This is a genomic window from Paenibacillus sp. 102 (assembly GCF_039549175.1).
Classification (GTDB): Bacteria; Bacillota; Bacilli; order Bacillales; family Bacillaceae_G; genus Bacillus_A.
The window spans coordinates 987,269-1,003,425 of sequence record NZ_JBCGHT010000001.1 but is presented as its reverse complement, the minus strand read 5'-3'; the positions used below and the strand labels follow the sequence as shown (position 1 = coordinate 1,003,425).

16 protein-coding genes and 1 tRNA gene are annotated in these 16,157 nt (G+C 36.2%); 14 read left to right on the top strand and 3 right to left on the bottom strand.

Annotated features, from left to right (window positions below; translation table 11 throughout):
• Positions 1 to 6: 6 nt before the first annotated feature.
• Entirely contained in the window at positions 7 to 1,728 is a 1,722-nt protein-coding gene (locus AAIE21_RS05330) for an amylo-alpha-1,6-glucosidase (protein WP_343265778.1), read from the top strand.
• 32 nt (positions 1,729 to 1,760) lie between these two features.
• On the opposite strand, the gene AAIE21_RS05325 is transcribed toward AAIE21_RS05330, so the two are convergent.
• Both AAIE21_RS05325 and AAIE21_RS05320 read right to left on the bottom strand, forming a co-directional pair.
• Positions 1,761 to 1,946, bottom strand: a complete 186-nt coding sequence (locus tag AAIE21_RS05325) for a PspC domain-containing protein (protein ID WP_343265777.1) — start codon at positions 1,944 to 1,946, stop codon at positions 1,761 to 1,763.
• Positions 1,947 to 2,155: 209 nt separating this feature from the next.
• On the bottom strand, positions 2,156 to 3,979 hold the full coding sequence (locus tag AAIE21_RS05320) for an APC family permease (RefSeq protein WP_343265776.1): 1,824 nt from the start codon (positions 3,977 to 3,979) through the stop codon (positions 2,156 to 2,158).
• 268 nt (positions 3,980 to 4,247) lie between these two features.
• Between AAIE21_RS05320 and AAIE21_RS05315 the strand changes: the two genes are divergently transcribed.
• From AAIE21_RS05315 to AAIE21_RS05280, 8 genes are all read left to right on the top strand, one after another.
• Positions 4,248 to 4,610 (top strand): dockerin type I domain-containing protein, encoded by a 363-nt coding sequence (locus AAIE21_RS05315; protein WP_343265775.1) that lies wholly within the window; start codon positions 4,248 to 4,250, stop codon positions 4,608 to 4,610.
• Between the two features lie 225 nt (positions 4,611 to 4,835).
• Positions 4,836 to 5,060 (top strand): spore germination transcription factor GerE, encoded by a 225-nt coding sequence (gerE, locus tag AAIE21_RS05310; protein WP_000659494.1) that lies wholly within the window; start codon positions 4,836 to 4,838, stop codon positions 5,058 to 5,060.
• A gap of 187 nt (positions 5,061 to 5,247) precedes the next feature.
• A complete protein-coding gene (racE, locus tag AAIE21_RS05305; RefSeq protein ID WP_343265774.1) occupies positions 5,248 to 6,072 on the top strand; it encodes a glutamate racemase in 825 nt (274 codons plus the stop codon).
• Positions 6,073 to 6,408: 336 nt separating this feature from the next.
• Entirely contained in the window at positions 6,409 to 7,455 is a 1,047-nt protein-coding gene (locus AAIE21_RS05300) for a GerMN domain-containing protein (RefSeq protein ID WP_343265773.1), read from the top strand.
• 132 nt (positions 7,456 to 7,587) lie between these two features.
• On the top strand, positions 7,588 to 8,325 hold the full coding sequence (gene rph / locus AAIE21_RS05295; RefSeq protein WP_343265772.1) for a ribonuclease PH: 738 nt from the start codon (positions 7,588 to 7,590) through the stop codon (positions 8,323 to 8,325).
• A gap of 12 nt (positions 8,326 to 8,337) precedes the next feature.
• Positions 8,338 to 8,949, top strand: a complete 612-nt coding sequence (locus AAIE21_RS05290) for an XTP/dITP diphosphatase (RefSeq protein ID WP_343265771.1) — start codon at positions 8,338 to 8,340, stop codon at positions 8,947 to 8,949.
• Positions 8,950 to 8,962: 13 nt separating this feature from the next.
• Positions 8,963 to 9,469 carry a metallophosphoesterase gene (locus tag AAIE21_RS05285; RefSeq protein WP_336450267.1) on the top strand — a complete coding sequence of 169 codons (507 nt, stop codon included), beginning with the start codon at positions 8,963 to 8,965 and terminating at the stop codon, positions 9,467 to 9,469.
• 102 nt (positions 9,470 to 9,571) lie between these two features.
• Positions 9,572 to 9,645: transfer RNA gene (locus AAIE21_RS05280), tRNA-Gly, on the top strand.
• Between the two features lie 414 nt (positions 9,646 to 10,059).
• Here AAIE21_RS05280 and AAIE21_RS05275 read toward each other — a convergent pair.
• On the bottom strand, positions 10,060 to 10,674 hold the full coding sequence (locus AAIE21_RS05275; RefSeq protein WP_343265770.1) for a PH domain-containing protein: 615 nt from the start codon (positions 10,672 to 10,674) through the stop codon (positions 10,060 to 10,062).
• Positions 10,675 to 10,832: 158 nt separating this feature from the next.
• Between AAIE21_RS05275 and AAIE21_RS05270 the strand changes: the two genes are divergently transcribed.
• The 5 genes from AAIE21_RS05270 (at position 10,833) to clpX (ending at position 16,119) form a co-directional block, all read left to right on the top strand.
• Complete coding sequence (locus AAIE21_RS05270; RefSeq protein WP_343265769.1) at positions 10,833 to 11,246, top strand: group I intron-associated PD-(D/E)XK endonuclease; 414 nt, start codon at positions 10,833 to 10,835, stop codon at positions 11,244 to 11,246.
• 285 nt (positions 11,247 to 11,531) lie between these two features.
• Complete coding sequence (locus AAIE21_RS05265; protein ID WP_174098828.1) at positions 11,532 to 11,780, top strand: hypothetical protein; 249 nt, start codon at positions 11,532 to 11,534, stop codon at positions 11,778 to 11,780.
• A 198-nt stretch (positions 11,781 to 11,978) separates the two neighbouring features.
• The gene (locus tag AAIE21_RS05260; protein ID WP_343265768.1) at positions 11,979 to 12,977 is read left to right on the top strand and encodes a hypothetical protein; all 999 of its coding nucleotides are present in this window, start codon (positions 11,979 to 11,981) and stop codon (positions 12,975 to 12,977) included.
• A 333-nt stretch (positions 12,978 to 13,310) separates the two neighbouring features.
• A complete protein-coding gene (tig, locus tag AAIE21_RS05255; RefSeq protein ID WP_343265767.1) occupies positions 13,311 to 14,594 on the top strand; it encodes a trigger factor in 1,284 nt (427 codons plus the stop codon).
• Between the two features lie 265 nt (positions 14,595 to 14,859).
• Positions 14,860 to 16,119, top strand: a complete 1,260-nt coding sequence (clpX, locus tag AAIE21_RS05250; RefSeq protein WP_343265766.1) for an ATP-dependent protease ATP-binding subunit ClpX — start codon at positions 14,860 to 14,862, stop codon at positions 16,117 to 16,119.
• Positions 16,120 to 16,157 lie beyond the last annotated feature (38 nt).

The window sequence follows — 16,157 nt, the reverse complement described above, 5'->3', positions numbered from 1 at the left end:
AGATAAATGTTTGATTTACAACAAGTTCCATTTAGTCGGTGCGGTTCTTTTTTAGTTATTTCTTTAAACTATGATAACGGATTACTGATTCGAAACATTCGCGGTGGTGACGATGATTTTGGTGAAGTGTTTAAAATAGAGGTATTAAACCGGCAAGGAGAGGTTTTACCATGTGAAACAAAGATGTCGCCATCTTTACTAACGCTCCAAACTGTAGAAGGTGATGTGAAGATTTGTTTTTCTCATTCTGATACAATTCGTTTTTATTCGGATCGATTGCATCTACGTTTTATTGGGATTACAAGTTCGTATGATTACTGTATTCCAAGTGCACAAGGTGGATGGGAAATTAATAGCTTTTCAAAAGAAATGAGATTTCATTTATCTGCTATAGACGGGGTTATGCATATGGATGCCCCGTTTGAAGAACTTCGTTGTAAACATATTATGGTTGATATTTATGCGCAAGATGAAGAGTCAGGAATTGATGTGGAACTAACGGAATACAAAACAGTATTGCAGAAACCGAAGGAGACAAAGACATTCGCGGAGGCGGTGGATGTTGCTGAAGCCGATTTTGTAAATTGGTTACGTCATACATTGGCTGTCCCAAAAGACTTATTGAGCGGAAGAGAGTTAGCGGCTTATATTACATGGTCTTGTATGGTAGAAGCGGAAGGGTATTTACCGAGAAAAGCGATGTATATGTCTAAAAACTGGATGACGAATATATGGAGTTGGGATCATTGTTTTAATGCGATGGCATTAGCGATGTATCAACCGGCAGTGGCGTGGGATCAATTTATGATTTTCTTTGATAAGCAAGATGAGTGTGGTGTATTACCGGATTATATTAACGATAAAAGTGGGCTATGGAATTGCTGTAAACCACCTATTCATGGATGGACGCTGAAATGGATGATGGAACATACAGACTTTATAACAGAAGAGCATTTACAAGAAGTGTATGAACCGTTATGCAAATGGACGGATTGGTGGTTTACATATCGAGATGATGATGGGGACGGGGTTCCTCAATATAATCATGGGAATGATAGCGGTTGGGATAATAGTACGATTTTTCACCGTGGCGCTCCTATTGAGAGTCCGGACTTAAGCTCATTTCTTATTTTACAAATGGAGGTATTAGCGGAGATCGCAGAGAAGCTTGGATTTGAAGAAGAAGCAAAAAGGTGGGAAGAGCGAGCAAATACAACGCTCAATCGCATGGTTCAACATTGTTGGAGAGAAAAGCGTTTTATTGCCCCACAATCGGGGAATCATTCATATGAAGTATCAGATAGTCTTGTGTTATATATTCCTCTCATTTTAGGAAAAAGGTTACCTGAAGAAATCATTGAAAGCTTACTTACAGAATTGAAAAAAGAAAATCACTTTTTGACAAAGTATGGTTTTGCAACAGAGAGTATAAGGAGTCCGTATTATCGTGATGATGGATATTGGCGCGGACCAATTTGGGCACCGACAACATTTATTATGACTGAGGCTTTACAAGCAGTTGGCGAAAATGAATTTGCAAAGGATATTGCTGTTCGTTTTTGCAAGATGGCAAATAAAAGTGGGATGGCTGAAAATTTTCATGCACAAACCGGACAAGGATTGCGTGATTTAGCGTTTACATGGACTTCTAGTGTATTTCTTATTTTAGCAAATAAGTATTTGTTAACACAAAATGAAAGTATGCTCCACCAAAAAGTAATAAGATGAAAGAAAGGCACCGATTGGGTACCGGTGCCTTTTTAGTAAGAACGTGGCATAAGCAATAAACAAACAAGGTAAGCTAAAAAACCTGTTCCGAAGCATAAAATCGCAATTACCCACAGTATACGAATCATACTAGCGCTTATATCGAAATATTCCCCTAAACCACCGCATACACCAAATAACATTTTGTCAGTTTCAGATCTGCGTAACTTTTTTTTCATTATAAAATCCTCTCCTTTATTCATCACCATGTTTTCTTTTTATGTATTGGTGATACCTTATACTTTTATCTTACATGGAAAAGAATATGGAAACTATCGAATTATATTACATTTTTCTGAAAAAAGATTACAATTTTGTAAGGCGTTTTTAGGAATATGCACCTAAATGGAAATGGATGGGGAGAGTCCTTTTTAGGTGCAAATTGTTGTTATTTTCGAAAGCGATAGGGCGCAGTAGTAACAATAACGTTTTGCTTATATAAAAGGTATACGCGTAATAATACACTTGATTGATTGTGTAGAACGTTGTGCCAGTTTTTTTTAGTGATGAATTGTGGAATAAGTACCGTAACAAAATGGTTCTTTTCCTCTGCCCCATGCTGAATAATCGTAATTAATTTTGCGATAGGTCGCATTAAGCTTCGATAAGATGAGACAAATGTAACAAGACGAATGTTTGGTTTCCACTCTTTCCATTTTTCCTGCATACGTATTTCGCTTTCTTTATCAAAAGCTACATATACAGCGATAACTTGATCACCAATTGTTTCAGCGTAATTCATAGATTGTTCGACTACCTTTGTAATACCGGCGATGGGTACGATAACGACATTGCCAGTCATTTTCTTAGGGAGTTCATTGCAATCAATACGTAATTGTTCTCCCACCGCAACGTAATGATTATGAATACGATGAAAGATGAAAACAATGATAGGTAGGAAAACAAGAACGGACCATACGTGTGTAAACTTCGTAATGAAAAAAATGAGAAGTACGGTTAGAGAGATGAGGGCACCTAGTAAGTTTGTTAATAATTTTGGCACCCAACCTTGCGGTTTTTCGCGTATCCACTTTATAATCATCCCTGTTTGTGACAATGTAAAAGGAATAAAAACCCCGACAGCATATAGTGGAATTAATTGTTCGGTTTTGCCTTGAAACGCCATAATTAAAAAGATGGAACCGATGCCTAGTGTAATAATTCCATTTGAATATCCTAAGCGATCTCCACGCATTAAATACATACGTGGCATATATTTATCTGATGCTAAATTAAATGCTAAAAGTGGAAATGCTGAAAAACCTGTGTTGGCAGCTAGTACTAAAATAAGGGCAGTTGTTCCTTGAATAAAGTAATACACCAAATTTCTTCCAAATATATTTGAAGCAATTTGAGACACGACCGTTTCATTATGTTTTGGTGCGATGCCATACCAATATGCTAAAAATGTAATACCAGTAAATAAAACGGCAAGAATCATGCCCATGATAACTAGTGTTTTTGCTGCATTTTTTGCAGCGGGTTCTTTAAAGTTTGGAATTGCATTGGAAATGGCCTCTACTCCTGTTAAAGCGGAACAGCCAGATGAAAATGCCTTCAATAAAAGGAAGAGCGTAATGCCAGGCACGACAGTTCCCATCGGTGCATGTAAATTAGCGGGAGTTTGCCCAGAAGAAATCTTAAAAATACCTACAATGATTAAAATAACAAGTGCTAATACAAAGAGATAGACCGGATATGCCAATATCGAAGCGGATTCAGTTACGCCTCGTAGGTTTAAAATTGTAATGAACAGTACAAGGATGACTGCGATAGGAACAGTATAGGTGTGTAGTGTTGGAAAGGCTGATGTAATAGCGTCGGTTCCAGCAGAAACACTTACGGCTACAGTAAGGATGTAATCAACAAGTAGGGATCCTCCCGCAATGAGCCCGGCATTTGTGCCTAGATTTTCTTTTGAAACAACATAAGCACCGCCTCCGTGTGGATAAGAAAAAATGATTTGCCTATAGGATAAAATGAGCGCTGTTAATAAAATAAGAACCCCAATTGCGATGGGAATGGAATACCAAAAAGCAATCGCTCCAAATGCCGCCAATACAATTAAAATTTGTTCAGTTCCATAAGCAACAGAAGAAAGGGCGTCAGAAGATAGAATAGCGAGTGCCTTTAGTTTATTTAATTTTTGTTCCCCTAATGCTGTTGACTTAAGCGGTCTACCGATTAGAAAGCGTTTAAAGGCCGAAAACATAATGACACCACCAATATATAAATTTTTGTATACAAATCGGATTGTTATGAAATACATACATTTCTATCTCGTAGTATTGGCGGTTTTTGGGTGAATCTTTCTGAAAAGAAAGAGGTAATAAATGGAGGGTGGGGAATGAAGAACCCCCCACTGATTAAAGTTTCACTTTATTTTGTATATTGATATAAAAAATATCACCTTTTATAATTTTAATTATTCTGTTAATTAACGAAATAAAATGCTACTATTAACAGACGACGAATTTCAGTTGGAATTTAATGTACCAGGACACTTTACAGTATACAAACCATTTACAATTGGTTTTCATGAAGATGGAAAAATAATTAATCAAAATAAGTATATTTTTTACAAAGCAGCTATAGCGGGAGATGTAAATAAAGACAATGTGATTGATGTACAGGACGCTTTGTATATGAAAGAAAAATGGGGAACGAATGATCGAAAGGCTGATATTAACTTTGATGGGAAAGTAGATGAAAGGGATATGGGATTTGTTAAAAAGAATTACTTGATGCAAAATCCAACAGTAAAAAATGCACCAACAGCAAAAGAAAATGTGAAAGGACAAACGTTAGAAAAAATAATGGGAACATTAGGGATTAACAAATAAAACCAAGAGCAATAGCTAAAAAATAGGCTATTGCTCTTGGTTTTTTATATGGAATAGCATTTGAAGGAAGGTATTTTTGAACTTTAAATGAAATTAGCGTTCTATAAGATAAATTCGCCCATTTTCATTCACCTCTTGCACATTTGGTTCATACAATATCTTGACTAAATAAACACCCAACTTACACATATACAGCTCTGGCTTAAGCAAGGAGGGTTATACCAGTTGAAGGAAAAAGCATATCAATCTAAACCGTTACTCACAAAGAGAGAGAGAGAAGTCTTTGAATTATTAGTTCAAGATAAAACAACGAAAGAAATTGCAAGTGAACTTTTTATTAGTGAAAAGACCGTACGTAACCATATATCAAATGCAATGCAAAAGCTAGGGGTTAAAGGACGTTCACAAGCGGTTGTTGAGCTTCTTCGTATGGGAGAACTCGAATTATAAACAGATGAAGTCGACTTTTTTATAAAAAGTCGGCTGTTTTTCTGTCTTGCAAATTACGAAGAAAAGGCGCAAAATAAAAAAGTCCCTGGTCTATACAGGTACATATTTAAAAAATTATTAAAAAGATACTTTAGCTTTATACAGTTTAAAGTATGTAAGATATATTGGTATGTAAAAAAGATGATGAATGAGAAAATGGGTGATTATGTTGAATAGAGCGATTGGTGTTATTGATTCGGGAGTAGGAGGATTAACAGTAGCGAAAGAGTTAATTCGTCAGCTGCCAAAAGAGCGTATTATATATTTAGGAGATACAGCACGTTGTCCTTATGGTCCGCGTTCTCGCGAGGAAGTGCGTCGATTTACATGGGAAATGACGGAGCATTTATTGGCACTTGATATTAAGATGTTAGTGATTGCTTGTAATACGGCAACTGCGGTTGTACTAGAAGAGATGCAAAAACAATTACCAATCCCGGTAGTGGGTGTAATTCATCCAGGTTCGCGTACGGCTTTGAAAGTGACGAATACGTACCATGTTGGTATCATTGGAACAATTGGAACGGTAAAAAGTGGTGCGTATGAAGAGGCGCTGAAGTCCATTAATAACCGTGTTATGGTAGAGAGTTTAGCGTGCCCGCCGTTTGTTGAACTTGTAGAAAGTGGAAACTTTGAGAGTGAGATGGCGTATGAGGTTGTTAGAGAAACATTGCAACCATTGAAAAATACTGAAATTGATACACTGATTTTAGGCTGTACGCATTATCCGATTTTAGGCCCAGTTATTAAGCGGGTAATGGGAGATAAGGTGCAGTTGATTAGTTCTGGCGATGAAACAGCTCGTGAAGTGAGTACGATTTTATATCATAGTAAGATGTTGAATGAGGGAGAAGAACAAAGTGATCATCTCTTCTTAACAACAGGAAAAATCGGCTTATTTAAGGAAATCGCATCTAAATGGTTTGGACAACCAATTGAAAATGTAAAGCATATTAATTTGGAAATAAAATAATAGTGTAAATTCTTATATATATTTATTTTGATTTCCCAACATATAAGTCACAGTTATGAAAATAAAAAGGATTGTCCGCTTGTTTTCTCTTTGCGGGTTTTACATGGCATGGTGCTAAAAAAGGTCCTGACCGCTTCTATGCAAGGATGGACGCTCTCTTCCGTCTAAAAGGAAAGGGCTTATATCGGTCTTTCAATCTGTATGTTTATAGAAAACTCCTAAGAAATTAGGAGTTTTCTATTTTATAAGTTGTAAGATAAGTTGTCATTGCTTGTTCTAAAATGATAAAAAGCTCGTATACATATAGTACAAACTTAGATTTTAGGGGGAAATGGTATGCCTAAATCCACTTTTAAATGGCTTGTTTGTACTGCAGTAAGCGCAGCTTTATTAACAGGATGCGGTTTGTTAAATAAGGAAAAAGAAGCGGAACAAATTGATCCGCCTAAAAAAGTCACGTATACAGATGGTGAGAAGAAAGAGACTGCTTCAAAAGAGAAGCAAGGGCAAACGAAGAAATATGAGCTATATCTTGTTGATAAAAATGGGTATGTTGTGCCGCAATCACTAGCATTACCTGCTCCAAAACAAAATGAAGTTGTGAAACAAACATTAGAATACCTTGTGAAGGATGGGCCAGTAGAGAATTTATTGCCAAATGGATTTAAGGCGGTTCTTCCGGCGGGTACAACGATGTCCATTAATTTAGAAAAAAATGGGATAGCGGTTGTGGATTTTTCAAAGGAAATGAAAAATTATAAAAAAGAGGAAGAGCGTCAAATCGTTGAATCGGTAGCTTGGACATTAACGCAATTTAAAGATATTAAACAAGTTAAGTTTCAAATAAATGGTGAAAAATTAGCGAAGATGCCTGTTGGAGGTACACCGCTTGGTGAAGGTGTGAGCCGTGCTGATGGTATTAACTTTGATGATGAACAAGTGGCAGATGTCACGAATACGAAGCAAGTTACACTTTATTTTTTGGCGCAAAATAATAAAAAACAGTATTATGTGCCGGTGACACGTCGCGCGGCAGAAGGGAAGGAACATGAGGTAGCAACGGTTGTGAATGAACTTGTGAAAGGGCCATCGGGTTCAGCTTTAAGCAATGATTTTAATCCTGGTGTGAAGCTTGTGAGTGAACCGAAAATGCAAGATGGAAAAGTTACATTGAATTTCAATGAAAATATATATACAGATAAAGGGAAAAGCATGATTTCAAATTATGTATTGCAATCACTCGTTCTATCCTTAACAGAAAAGAAAGATGTAAAAAATGTTTCTGTTGAAGTAAATGGGAAAGCAAGTCTTGTTACTGAAAAAGGTGAAAAACTAACAAAACCTGTTGATCGTCCACAAAACGTGAATACAGGTAGTTTTTAATCGTAAATAATTTGATATAATTATGTAAGAAAGGGGAATTTCTTTTTGAGTTCCCCTTCTTCTATTGTTATACATAATCATAAATTTAAAATGGGCTATACTAATAGGTAGTAGTTACTAGGGGGTTATTTTATGCGAGTAGATGGTAGAGAAGCGACAGAATTGCGTCATATACATCTTCATACAAATTATTTAAAACATCCAGAAGGGTCTGTTCTGATTGAAGTTGGAGATACGAAGGTTATTTGTTCGGCAACGATTGAGGAACGTGTGCCACCATTTATGAGAGGCGAAGGAAAGGGCTGGGTAACAGCGGAATACGCGATGATTCCACGCGCAACAGAACAGCGTACAATTCGTGAGTCCAGTAAAGGGAAAGTAACTGGTCGTACAATGGAAATTCAACGTTTAATTGGACGAGCATTACGTGCAGTTGTTGATTTAGAGGCACTTGGGGAAAGAACGGTTTGGATTGACTGTGATGTCATTCAAGCAGATGGAGGAACAAGAACTGCGTCGATTACAGGTGCTTATGTCGCGATGGTGTTAGCATTTGAAAAGTTATTACAAGCAGAAAAAGTATCTAAAATTCCAGTAAAAGATTATTTAGCTGCAACATCTGTGGGAATTGTTGAAGAACAAGGTGTAGTCTTAGATTTAAACTATGCAGAAGATTCTAAAGCTGATGTTGATATGAACGTCATTATGACAGGGAAAGGTCAGTTTGTTGAAGTGCAAGGAACTGGAGAAGAAGCAACATTTAGCCGTGCAGAGTTAAATGAATTGCTGGATGCAGCTGAACAAGGGATTTTACAACTCGTTGAAAAACAAAAAGAAGCATTAGGCGACATCGTATCTCACATAGAGTAGAGGTGGAAAAGTATGAAACAAGTTGTTGTAGCAACGAAAAACGTGGGGAAAGTACGTGAATTTGCAGAGCTATTCGAGAGATTTGATTTAGAAGTAAAATCTCTTCATGACTTCCCTCACAGTGAAGAAGTCGAGGAGACTGGTGAAACATTTGAAGAAAATGCAATTTTGAAAGCGGACAGTTTATGTAAACAGTTAAATTCAATCGTTATTGCAGATGATTCTGGTTTAATTGTTGATGCGTTGAATGGAGATCCTGGTGTGCGCTCTGCTCGCTATGCTGGTGAACAAAAAGATGACCAGGCGAATATCGATAAAGTTTTAAAAGAATTGGATGGCGTTTCGATGGAAAAGCGTTCAGCACGTTTTTATTGTGCGTTAGCGGTTGCTTTTCCAGAAGAGGATAAAGATCCAGTTATTGTAAACGGTACATGTGAAGGGAAGATTTTAGAACAGCGTTGTGGTGAAAATGGTTTCGGATATGATCCAATCTTTTATGTAGAAGAATATAAACGAGCGATGGCTGAGCTAACTTCAGACGAGAAAAATGAAATTAGTCACCGCGGGCGTGCTCTTCGTAAGTTAGAAGAGAAAATTCCAGCGTGGTTTTTAGACGAAGAATAAGGGAGAGAGACCGATGAGAGCTTTAATTGTAAGCGATAGTCACGGTTCTACGAAAGAATTACAGCAATTAAAGGATACATATGAGGGAAATGTAGATGTTATGATTCATTGCGGTGATTCAGAGTTAACACCAGAGCATCCAGATTTACAAGGGTTCCAAGTAGTAAAAGGAAATTGCGATTTCTATAATGGTTTTGACGAAGAAATCATTACTGATGTAGAGGGGATACGTTTTTTTGCTACGCATGGTCATCGGTACAATGTTAAAATGAGTTTGCAAACACTTTTATATCGTGCAAAAGAAGTGGAAGCAAATATTGTTTGTTTTGGACATTCTCATATGTTGGGAGCGGAATTTATTGATGATATTTTATTCATCAATCCTGGAAGCATTTTATTGCCGCGTTCCCGTAAAGAAAAAACATTTACTTTGTTAGAAATCAATGAAAATGACATTGAAATTCGATTTGAAACATTAGGTGGAAAGGTTGTCGCACATAAAACTTTTCAAAGAGGATAAGAAAAATTATCCTCTTTGAAAAAAAGTGTTGACTTTATCCTTGTGTACAAATATAATAAAACTTGTCGATAAGACATCAAGAAAAAAACAAAAACAACATATGCGGGTGTAGTTTAGTGGTAAAACAAGAGCCTTCCAAGCTCTGGTCGAGAGTTCGATTCTCTTCACCCGCTCCATGTCCCAGTAGCTCAGCAGGATAGAGCAACGGCCTTCAAGAATAGGAGCCTTTATAGGGAAACAAGAACCTATAGAGTGGACGACACTATATCGGTGAAGCCTTAACAGTACGGCTGATGGTAATACCGAGGAAACTTACGATCTTCTTAAGAAGATTAAGGAGTTTTGAATGATTAAGTAAATCTTAATGGTAAAGACTCTGAAGTATGATGGAAATCATCGTGAGGTTCCGTAGAGACTACACGTGTCGCACCTGAAATGGTGAAGATATAGTCCAGACTACAAACAGTAAATACTGGTAGCGAAAGCTATGGTGGTAAGCTAAGCCGTCGGTCGGGAGTTCGAATCTCTCCTGGGACGCTAAAAAAAACCTTGTTATCTTTTGATAACAAGGTTTTTTGTTTATCTTTAAATTAGTTATTAATAAATTTCTCAAACACGTACCCATAATCTTTTACGTTATATTGTTTCTTCGTATCTACAAGCCAATTAAATGCAATTTGGTTCATTTCTTTAAATTGCTCTGCTAAATTAACTTGTGCATTTGTAATACGGCTAAATGTGTTAGAAGCCATATCTAAACTTTTGTGAGCGTACTGTAATGTAATATCGTTCTCGTATGAAATTTCTTCGATTTTGAGAAGGGCTTTATATAGATCTTTTAATTCTTCGATATGTTTTTTGTGAACATCAATTGAGTAATACTCATCTCCCATATGGAACTTAATTTCTACATCTAAATCGATTGTGCCAGCAGTTTCTAGCGCTACATTTCTAATTTGATATTTACTGTAACTAAAGCGACGTAGTGTGCGTTTTTTACTCGCTGCACTTGTTCCATCTAAATGGAGCAACCCTTTGTTTGTAAAGCAATATTCATCTGATTTTGATTTAATTAGGAAATAAATTTTCTCTCCATCTTCATGCATCACATAATCATCGGCATCGACTTTATCATAATCTTTCGGTGTAATCACAGAACCTACATCGCTTAGTCCAAGAACATCAGCAGCTACCTTTTTGAACAAATGTATCATCCCCTTTTTTGCGTTCTGAATTGTACGAAAATATACTATCATTTTTTGCGGAAAATTTATATGGTTTAAATGAAAATTTTAAAGAAGGGATTGTGAACGAATTACCGAACTTAGTTTAGAGAATAACTTTAAAGGTGTTGGATAGATACATGTATCATCACACAAAAACAAAAGGTGATTTAGGTGTTTTAAAAGCTCAGGTGGGTTTGTATGAAAAGGGATATATGATCTTAGTTCCGCACACAGAACATTCGCCATTTGATCTTGTAATTTATAAGGATGGGGTATTTAAGAGAGTTCAAGTTAAATATCGAGAATTGAATGAGAAGGGAATACTTGAAATCAGGTTCCGCTCTAGTTATTCAACTACAAATGGGGTAGCTATTAAGAGTGTAGATAAAGAAGAAATCGATATTTACTGTGTATACTGTCTTCAAACTGGCTTGTGCTATTACTTTGATCCGAAATTATTTAGTAAATCAATTAGCTTACGAATAGCCCCTCCGAAAAATCAGCAAGAAAAGAACATTCATTTTGCAGACAACTATAGAGAAATTCCGTAAAAACCACTTTCGATTTTGTTAGGTGGTTTTATTTTATTTTGAAATCTTACAATTCTGTAAGGTAGATGTAAGGAAGTTCGATGGTAACAAATTGTCAGTTCTTTATAATGGAGGTAACAAAGATGAAACGAGGAGGAAGAAAAATGAAAGGATTAGTTGTAACGGCTTTAACAGTGGCTTTCGGGTTTGTTGCGTATGAGAAGTTAACAGATATGATTGATGTTGTAAAACATTTAGTAGCATAGAGATGATTTGTTATAAGAGGGAAAGGGAATGGGTAGATGAATGGAATGGTTATTCGGAATTATAGGTGTCTGTAGTGTTATACTGTTATTGTTTGTTCCAAGCGGAATACTAAGTCCCACTACAAGTTTATTTTTTATGTGTTTACTTGCCTGCATTATGCTTATTATTATGTTTCTTATGAAACAAAGTAAGCCGATCTTCTTTTTTAGCATGATTGTTGTTACAATTATTGTTCTCCAAATTATTACTCTTTTCGTATATCCTACAATTATAAAAGCTTTCCATTGATGAGAAAATCCTCTGCACTATTTGCCGAGGGTTTTTGCTGTGTATAAAGAAGGTTTTCAGATGTGAATTTTTCATTTTAATTATAAAAGTTAAATATTTTCATATTTCAAATAAATGTATTTGGAATGTTGTTTTCTTAACAGTCATTTGTTATATTTACTTTGAAGAGGTTTAAAATCTAAAAAAAGAGGCGGACGTATGGATAAAAAAGAAAATACGGTCGTATTGTTTCCACAGTTGTCGGATCGTTATATTGATCAAGGATTTATGGCACTACGGGAGCGGAAGTTCGAAGATGCATTGCGCTGTTTTGAAATATTGCGTCAGTATAATGGAGAAACAGAACAAACAGAATTAGCTTCGGTTATTTGTTTATTAGAATTAAAGCGAATGGACGAATCGAAAGAACGATGTGAGGAGTTGCTTGAAACAGGGACAGTCTTGTTTGGAGATATTCTTGAAACATACGTGACAATTTTAGTTCAAACAAATGATTATGTAGGTGTAATTGAAACTGTTGAAGAGGTTTTGCAGAAGAAAGAATTGACCGTAGAGCAAAGAGAAAAGTTAGCGCAGCTTGCCCAGTTTGCCGAGAATATGCTAAACGGTGAGGAAGCAACACTGATAGAATCAGATTTTGATCTAGAAGAATTTTCAAAGGATCTATTCGTGGAAAGTTTTGGGCAACAATTGCAGGTAATTAATGCTCTGTTACTTCAAAACCTTGAAAAAGCTTTGCCAGCTTTACAGGAATTTCTTATTGATGACACGCGACATCCGTATTTAAAAACTTCTATTATATACAAAATGGTAGAAAAGCGTATAGAAGAAGAAATAGAAGTAGAGAAATTTGGCGAAAAAATAAGGGTTATCCCAGCTCATTTGGGTCATAATGATGAGTATTCGAAGGAAGTTATACATATATTATCTAATCGATTAGAAAATGATCATCCTGATATATTTGAGGCAATTATTACATATTGGAAAGAAATGCAAACTAGCATTTTCCCGTTCCCATTATTAATGGATAAGCACGAAGTTTGGGCAGCCGTTTTAGAGAGAATTGGGAGAAAGCGTTTCGGATTGATCATCGATGAAGAGGAACTTATGGCAGCATATAATATTACTGTTGAAGAGTTTCATATTGCTTATCAATGGTTTCTACGCGTGGAAAGAGAAGGGTATTTACCTGTATAATTATGAAAAAGAATCGTTCAGTTATTGAAACGAGAATATTCTATGTTATAATGTAAGGGTTGCAAAAGGCTGAATTATGCCTGTTTGTAAGAGGAGAGAAGTATAATTCTCTTACTTAATATGTTTCATATTATTCTCGAACAAAATATACCGTGTTTGTCTTATAGACAAATAATAGATTGGGAAACGCATGTCTTAAAGCTTATTGCTAGAAGGATAAAAAGCCTGAATCAATAGGCTTTCACGCTTTTGTTGTTTCTAAAAAAGAAATAATGGAAATCTCAATCTGTAGAGGTATGTGCATACATTATTATAGTTGGAGGGAAAGAATAAATGGCTGCAAAATGGGAAAAATTAGAAGGTAACGTTGGCGTTTTAACAATCGAAGTTGATGCTAAAGAAGTAAACAACTCTATCGACGCTGCGTTCAAAAAAGTAGTAAAAACAATTAACGTACCTGGTTTCCGTAAAGGGAAAATGCCTCGTCCGTTATTCGAACAACGCTTTGGTGTTGAATCTTTATACCAAGATGCTTTAGATATTATCTTACCAAAAGCATACGGTGAAGCAATCGATGAAACTGGTATCTTCCCAGTTGCTCATCCTGAAATCGACATCGAGAAATTCGAGAAAAACGAAAACTTAATCTTTACTGCAAAAGTTACTGTAAAGCCTGAAGTTAAATTAGGTGAATACAAAGGACTAGCAGTAGAAAAAGTTGAAACGACTGTAACTGACGAAGATGTAGAGAACGAATTAAAATCTTTACAAGAGCGTCAAGCTGAACTAGTTGTTAAAGAAGAAGGTACTGCTGAAAACGGCGATACAGCTGTAGTTGACTTTGAAGGTTTCGTTGATGGCGAAGCATTCGAAGGTGGAAAAGGCGAAAACTACTCTCTAACAATCGGTTCTGGTACATTCATCCCAGGTTTTGAAGAGCAATTAATTGGTCTAAAAGCTGGTGAGTCAAAAGACGTTGAAGTATCATTCCCAGAAGAGTACCATGCAGAAGAACTTGCTGGTAAACCAGCAACATTTAAAGTAACAGTTCATGAAATTAAAACAAAAGAACTTCCTGCTTTAGATGACGAGTTCGCTAAAGATGCAGACGAAGAAGTTGCAACTCTTGATGAGTTAAAAGCAAAACTTCGTACAAACTTAGAAGAAGGCAAAAAGCACGAAGCTGAGCACAAAGTTCGTGACGAAGTAGTAGAAAAAGCTGCTGCTAACGCTGAAATCGAAATTCCAGAAGCTATGATCGAAACTGAGTTAGATCGTATGGTTCGTGAATTCGAACAACGCTTAAGCCAACAAGGTATGAACCTTGAGCTTTACTACCAATTCACAGGTACTGACGCTGACAAGCTAAAAGAACAAATGAAAGAAGATGCACAAAAACGTGTAAGAATCAATCTTGTTCTTGAAGCTATCATTGAAGCTGAAAACATCGAAGTTACTGAAGAAGAAGTAACTGCAGAAGTTGAAAAAATGGCTGCAATGTACAATATGCCAGCTGAAGCTATCACTCAAGCTCTTGGAAGTGCAGATGCTTTATCTGAAGATCTTAAAGTACGTAAAGCTGTAGACTTCTTAGTAGACAACAGCAAAGCTGCATAATAAAATAACAAGGCACGATTTTTGATCGTGCCTTGTTTTATAAATATAGAAATATATTTATAAAACTGTTCGATGAAGAAGGAAATGACCCTTCTAAAGTCGAATATACATATTTCAAAAGTTTTAAAAATTTTTTATTTGTACATAACTAGTCATATTATTTGTATTTCTCGCCACGTAGTGACATAATATGTATTTACATACGATACATTTATCGTGTACATACGAAGGCAAGAGATTAGCACTTTGTAAGGGGTGTGAAAATATGTTTAAATTTAATGATGAAAAAGGGCAATTAAAATGTTCTTTCTGTGGTAAAACACAAACGCAAGTCCGAAAGCTTGTTGCTGGTCCAGGTGTTTACATTTGTGATGAGTGCATTGAGCTTTGTACAGAGATTGTGCAAGAGGAGCTTGCGAAAGACGAAGAAGTAGAATTCAAAGATGTACCGAAACCGGTAGAAATTCGTGAAATCTTAGATGAGTATGTCATCGGACAAGATAATGCGAAAAAAGCACTAGCGGTAGCGGTATATAATCATTACAAACGCATCAATTCTAACAGCAAAATTGATGATGTAGAATTGGCGAAAAGTAATATTGCACTTATTGGGCCAACAGGTAGTGGTAAAACACTATTGGCACAAACATTAGCGCGTATTTTAAATGTTCCATTTGCAATCGCGGACGCAACATCTTTAACAGAAGCTGGATATGTGGGCGAAGATGTAGAAAACATCTTATTAAAACTTATTCAAGCTGCTGATTACGATGTGGAAAAAGCGGAAAAAGGAATCATTTACATTGATGAGATTGATAAAGTGGCGCGTAAGTCAGAAAATCCATCAATTACACGCGATGTGTCTGGTGAGGGTGTGCAGCAGGCCCTTCTGAAAATTTTAGAAGGTACTGTAGCAAGCGTTCCACCTCAAGGTGGTCGTAAACATCCACATCAAGAGTTTATTCAAATTGATACAACGAACATCCTATTCATTTGTGGTGGTGCGTTTGATGGCATTGAGCCAATTATTAAACGTCGCCTTGGTGAAAAAGTAATTGGATTTGGTTCAGAGAAGAAAAATGCTGATGTAAATGAAAAGCATGTTTTATCTCACGTATTACCAGAAGATCTTTTACGATTTGGTTTAATTCCAGAGTTTATTGGTCGTCTTCCAGTTATTGCAAACCTAGAGCCGCTTGATGAAGGTGCTCTTGTTGATATTTTAACAAAACCGAAAAATGCGCTTGTGAAACAGTTCCAAAAATTATTGGAGCTTGACGATGTTGAGCTTGAATTTGAAGAAGGGGCACTGATCGAAATTGCAAAAAAAGCAATTGAACGTAAAACAGGTGCTCGTGGACTTCGCTCTATTATTGAAGGCTTAATGCTAGATGTAATGTTCGAGCTTCCATCTCGTAAAGATATCGAGAAGTGTATTCTTTCAAAAGAAACAGTAGCGGACAATGCCGCGCCAAAATTGGTGTTACAAGACGGTACTGTACTTGATACAAAAACATCTGCATAGTGTAAGAATGAAACAGCAATTTTTATAATTGCTGTTTC

Coding starts and splice junctions, on each gene's coding strand:
- AAIE21_RS05330 (WP_343265778.1), top strand. CDS start 7: ATGTTTGATTTACAACAAGTTCCATTTAGTCGGTGCGGTTCTTTTTTA.
- AAIE21_RS05325 (WP_343265777.1), bottom strand. CDS start 1,946: ATGAAAAAAAAGTTACGCAGATCTGAAACTGACAAAATGTTATTTGGT.
- AAIE21_RS05320 (WP_343265776.1), bottom strand. CDS start 3,979: ATGTTTTCGGCCTTTAAACGCTTTCTAATCGGTAGACCGCTTAAGTCA.
- racE (WP_343265774.1), top strand. CDS start 5,248: ATGAGAAAATGGGTGATTATGTTGAATAGAGCGATTGGTGTTATTGAT.
- AAIE21_RS05300 (WP_343265773.1), top strand. CDS start 6,409: ATGCCTAAATCCACTTTTAAATGGCTTGTTTGTACTGCAGTAAGCGCA.
- rph (WP_343265772.1), top strand. CDS start 7,588: ATGCGAGTAGATGGTAGAGAAGCGACAGAATTGCGTCATATACATCTT.
- AAIE21_RS05290 (WP_343265771.1), top strand. CDS start 8,338: ATGAAACAAGTTGTTGTAGCAACGAAAAACGTGGGGAAAGTACGTGAA.
- AAIE21_RS05285 (WP_336450267.1), top strand. CDS start 8,963: ATGAGAGCTTTAATTGTAAGCGATAGTCACGGTTCTACGAAAGAATTA.
- AAIE21_RS05270 (WP_343265769.1), top strand. CDS start 10,833: ATGTATCATCACACAAAAACAAAAGGTGATTTAGGTGTTTTAAAAGCT.
- AAIE21_RS05265 (WP_174098828.1), top strand. CDS start 11,532: ATGGAATGGTTATTCGGAATTATAGGTGTCTGTAGTGTTATACTGTTA.
- AAIE21_RS05260 (WP_343265768.1), top strand. CDS start 11,979: ATGGATAAAAAAGAAAATACGGTCGTATTGTTTCCACAGTTGTCGGAT.
- tig (WP_343265767.1), top strand. CDS start 13,311: ATGGCTGCAAAATGGGAAAAATTAGAAGGTAACGTTGGCGTTTTAACA.
- clpX (WP_343265766.1), top strand. CDS start 14,860: ATGTTTAAATTTAATGATGAAAAAGGGCAATTAAAATGTTCTTTCTGT.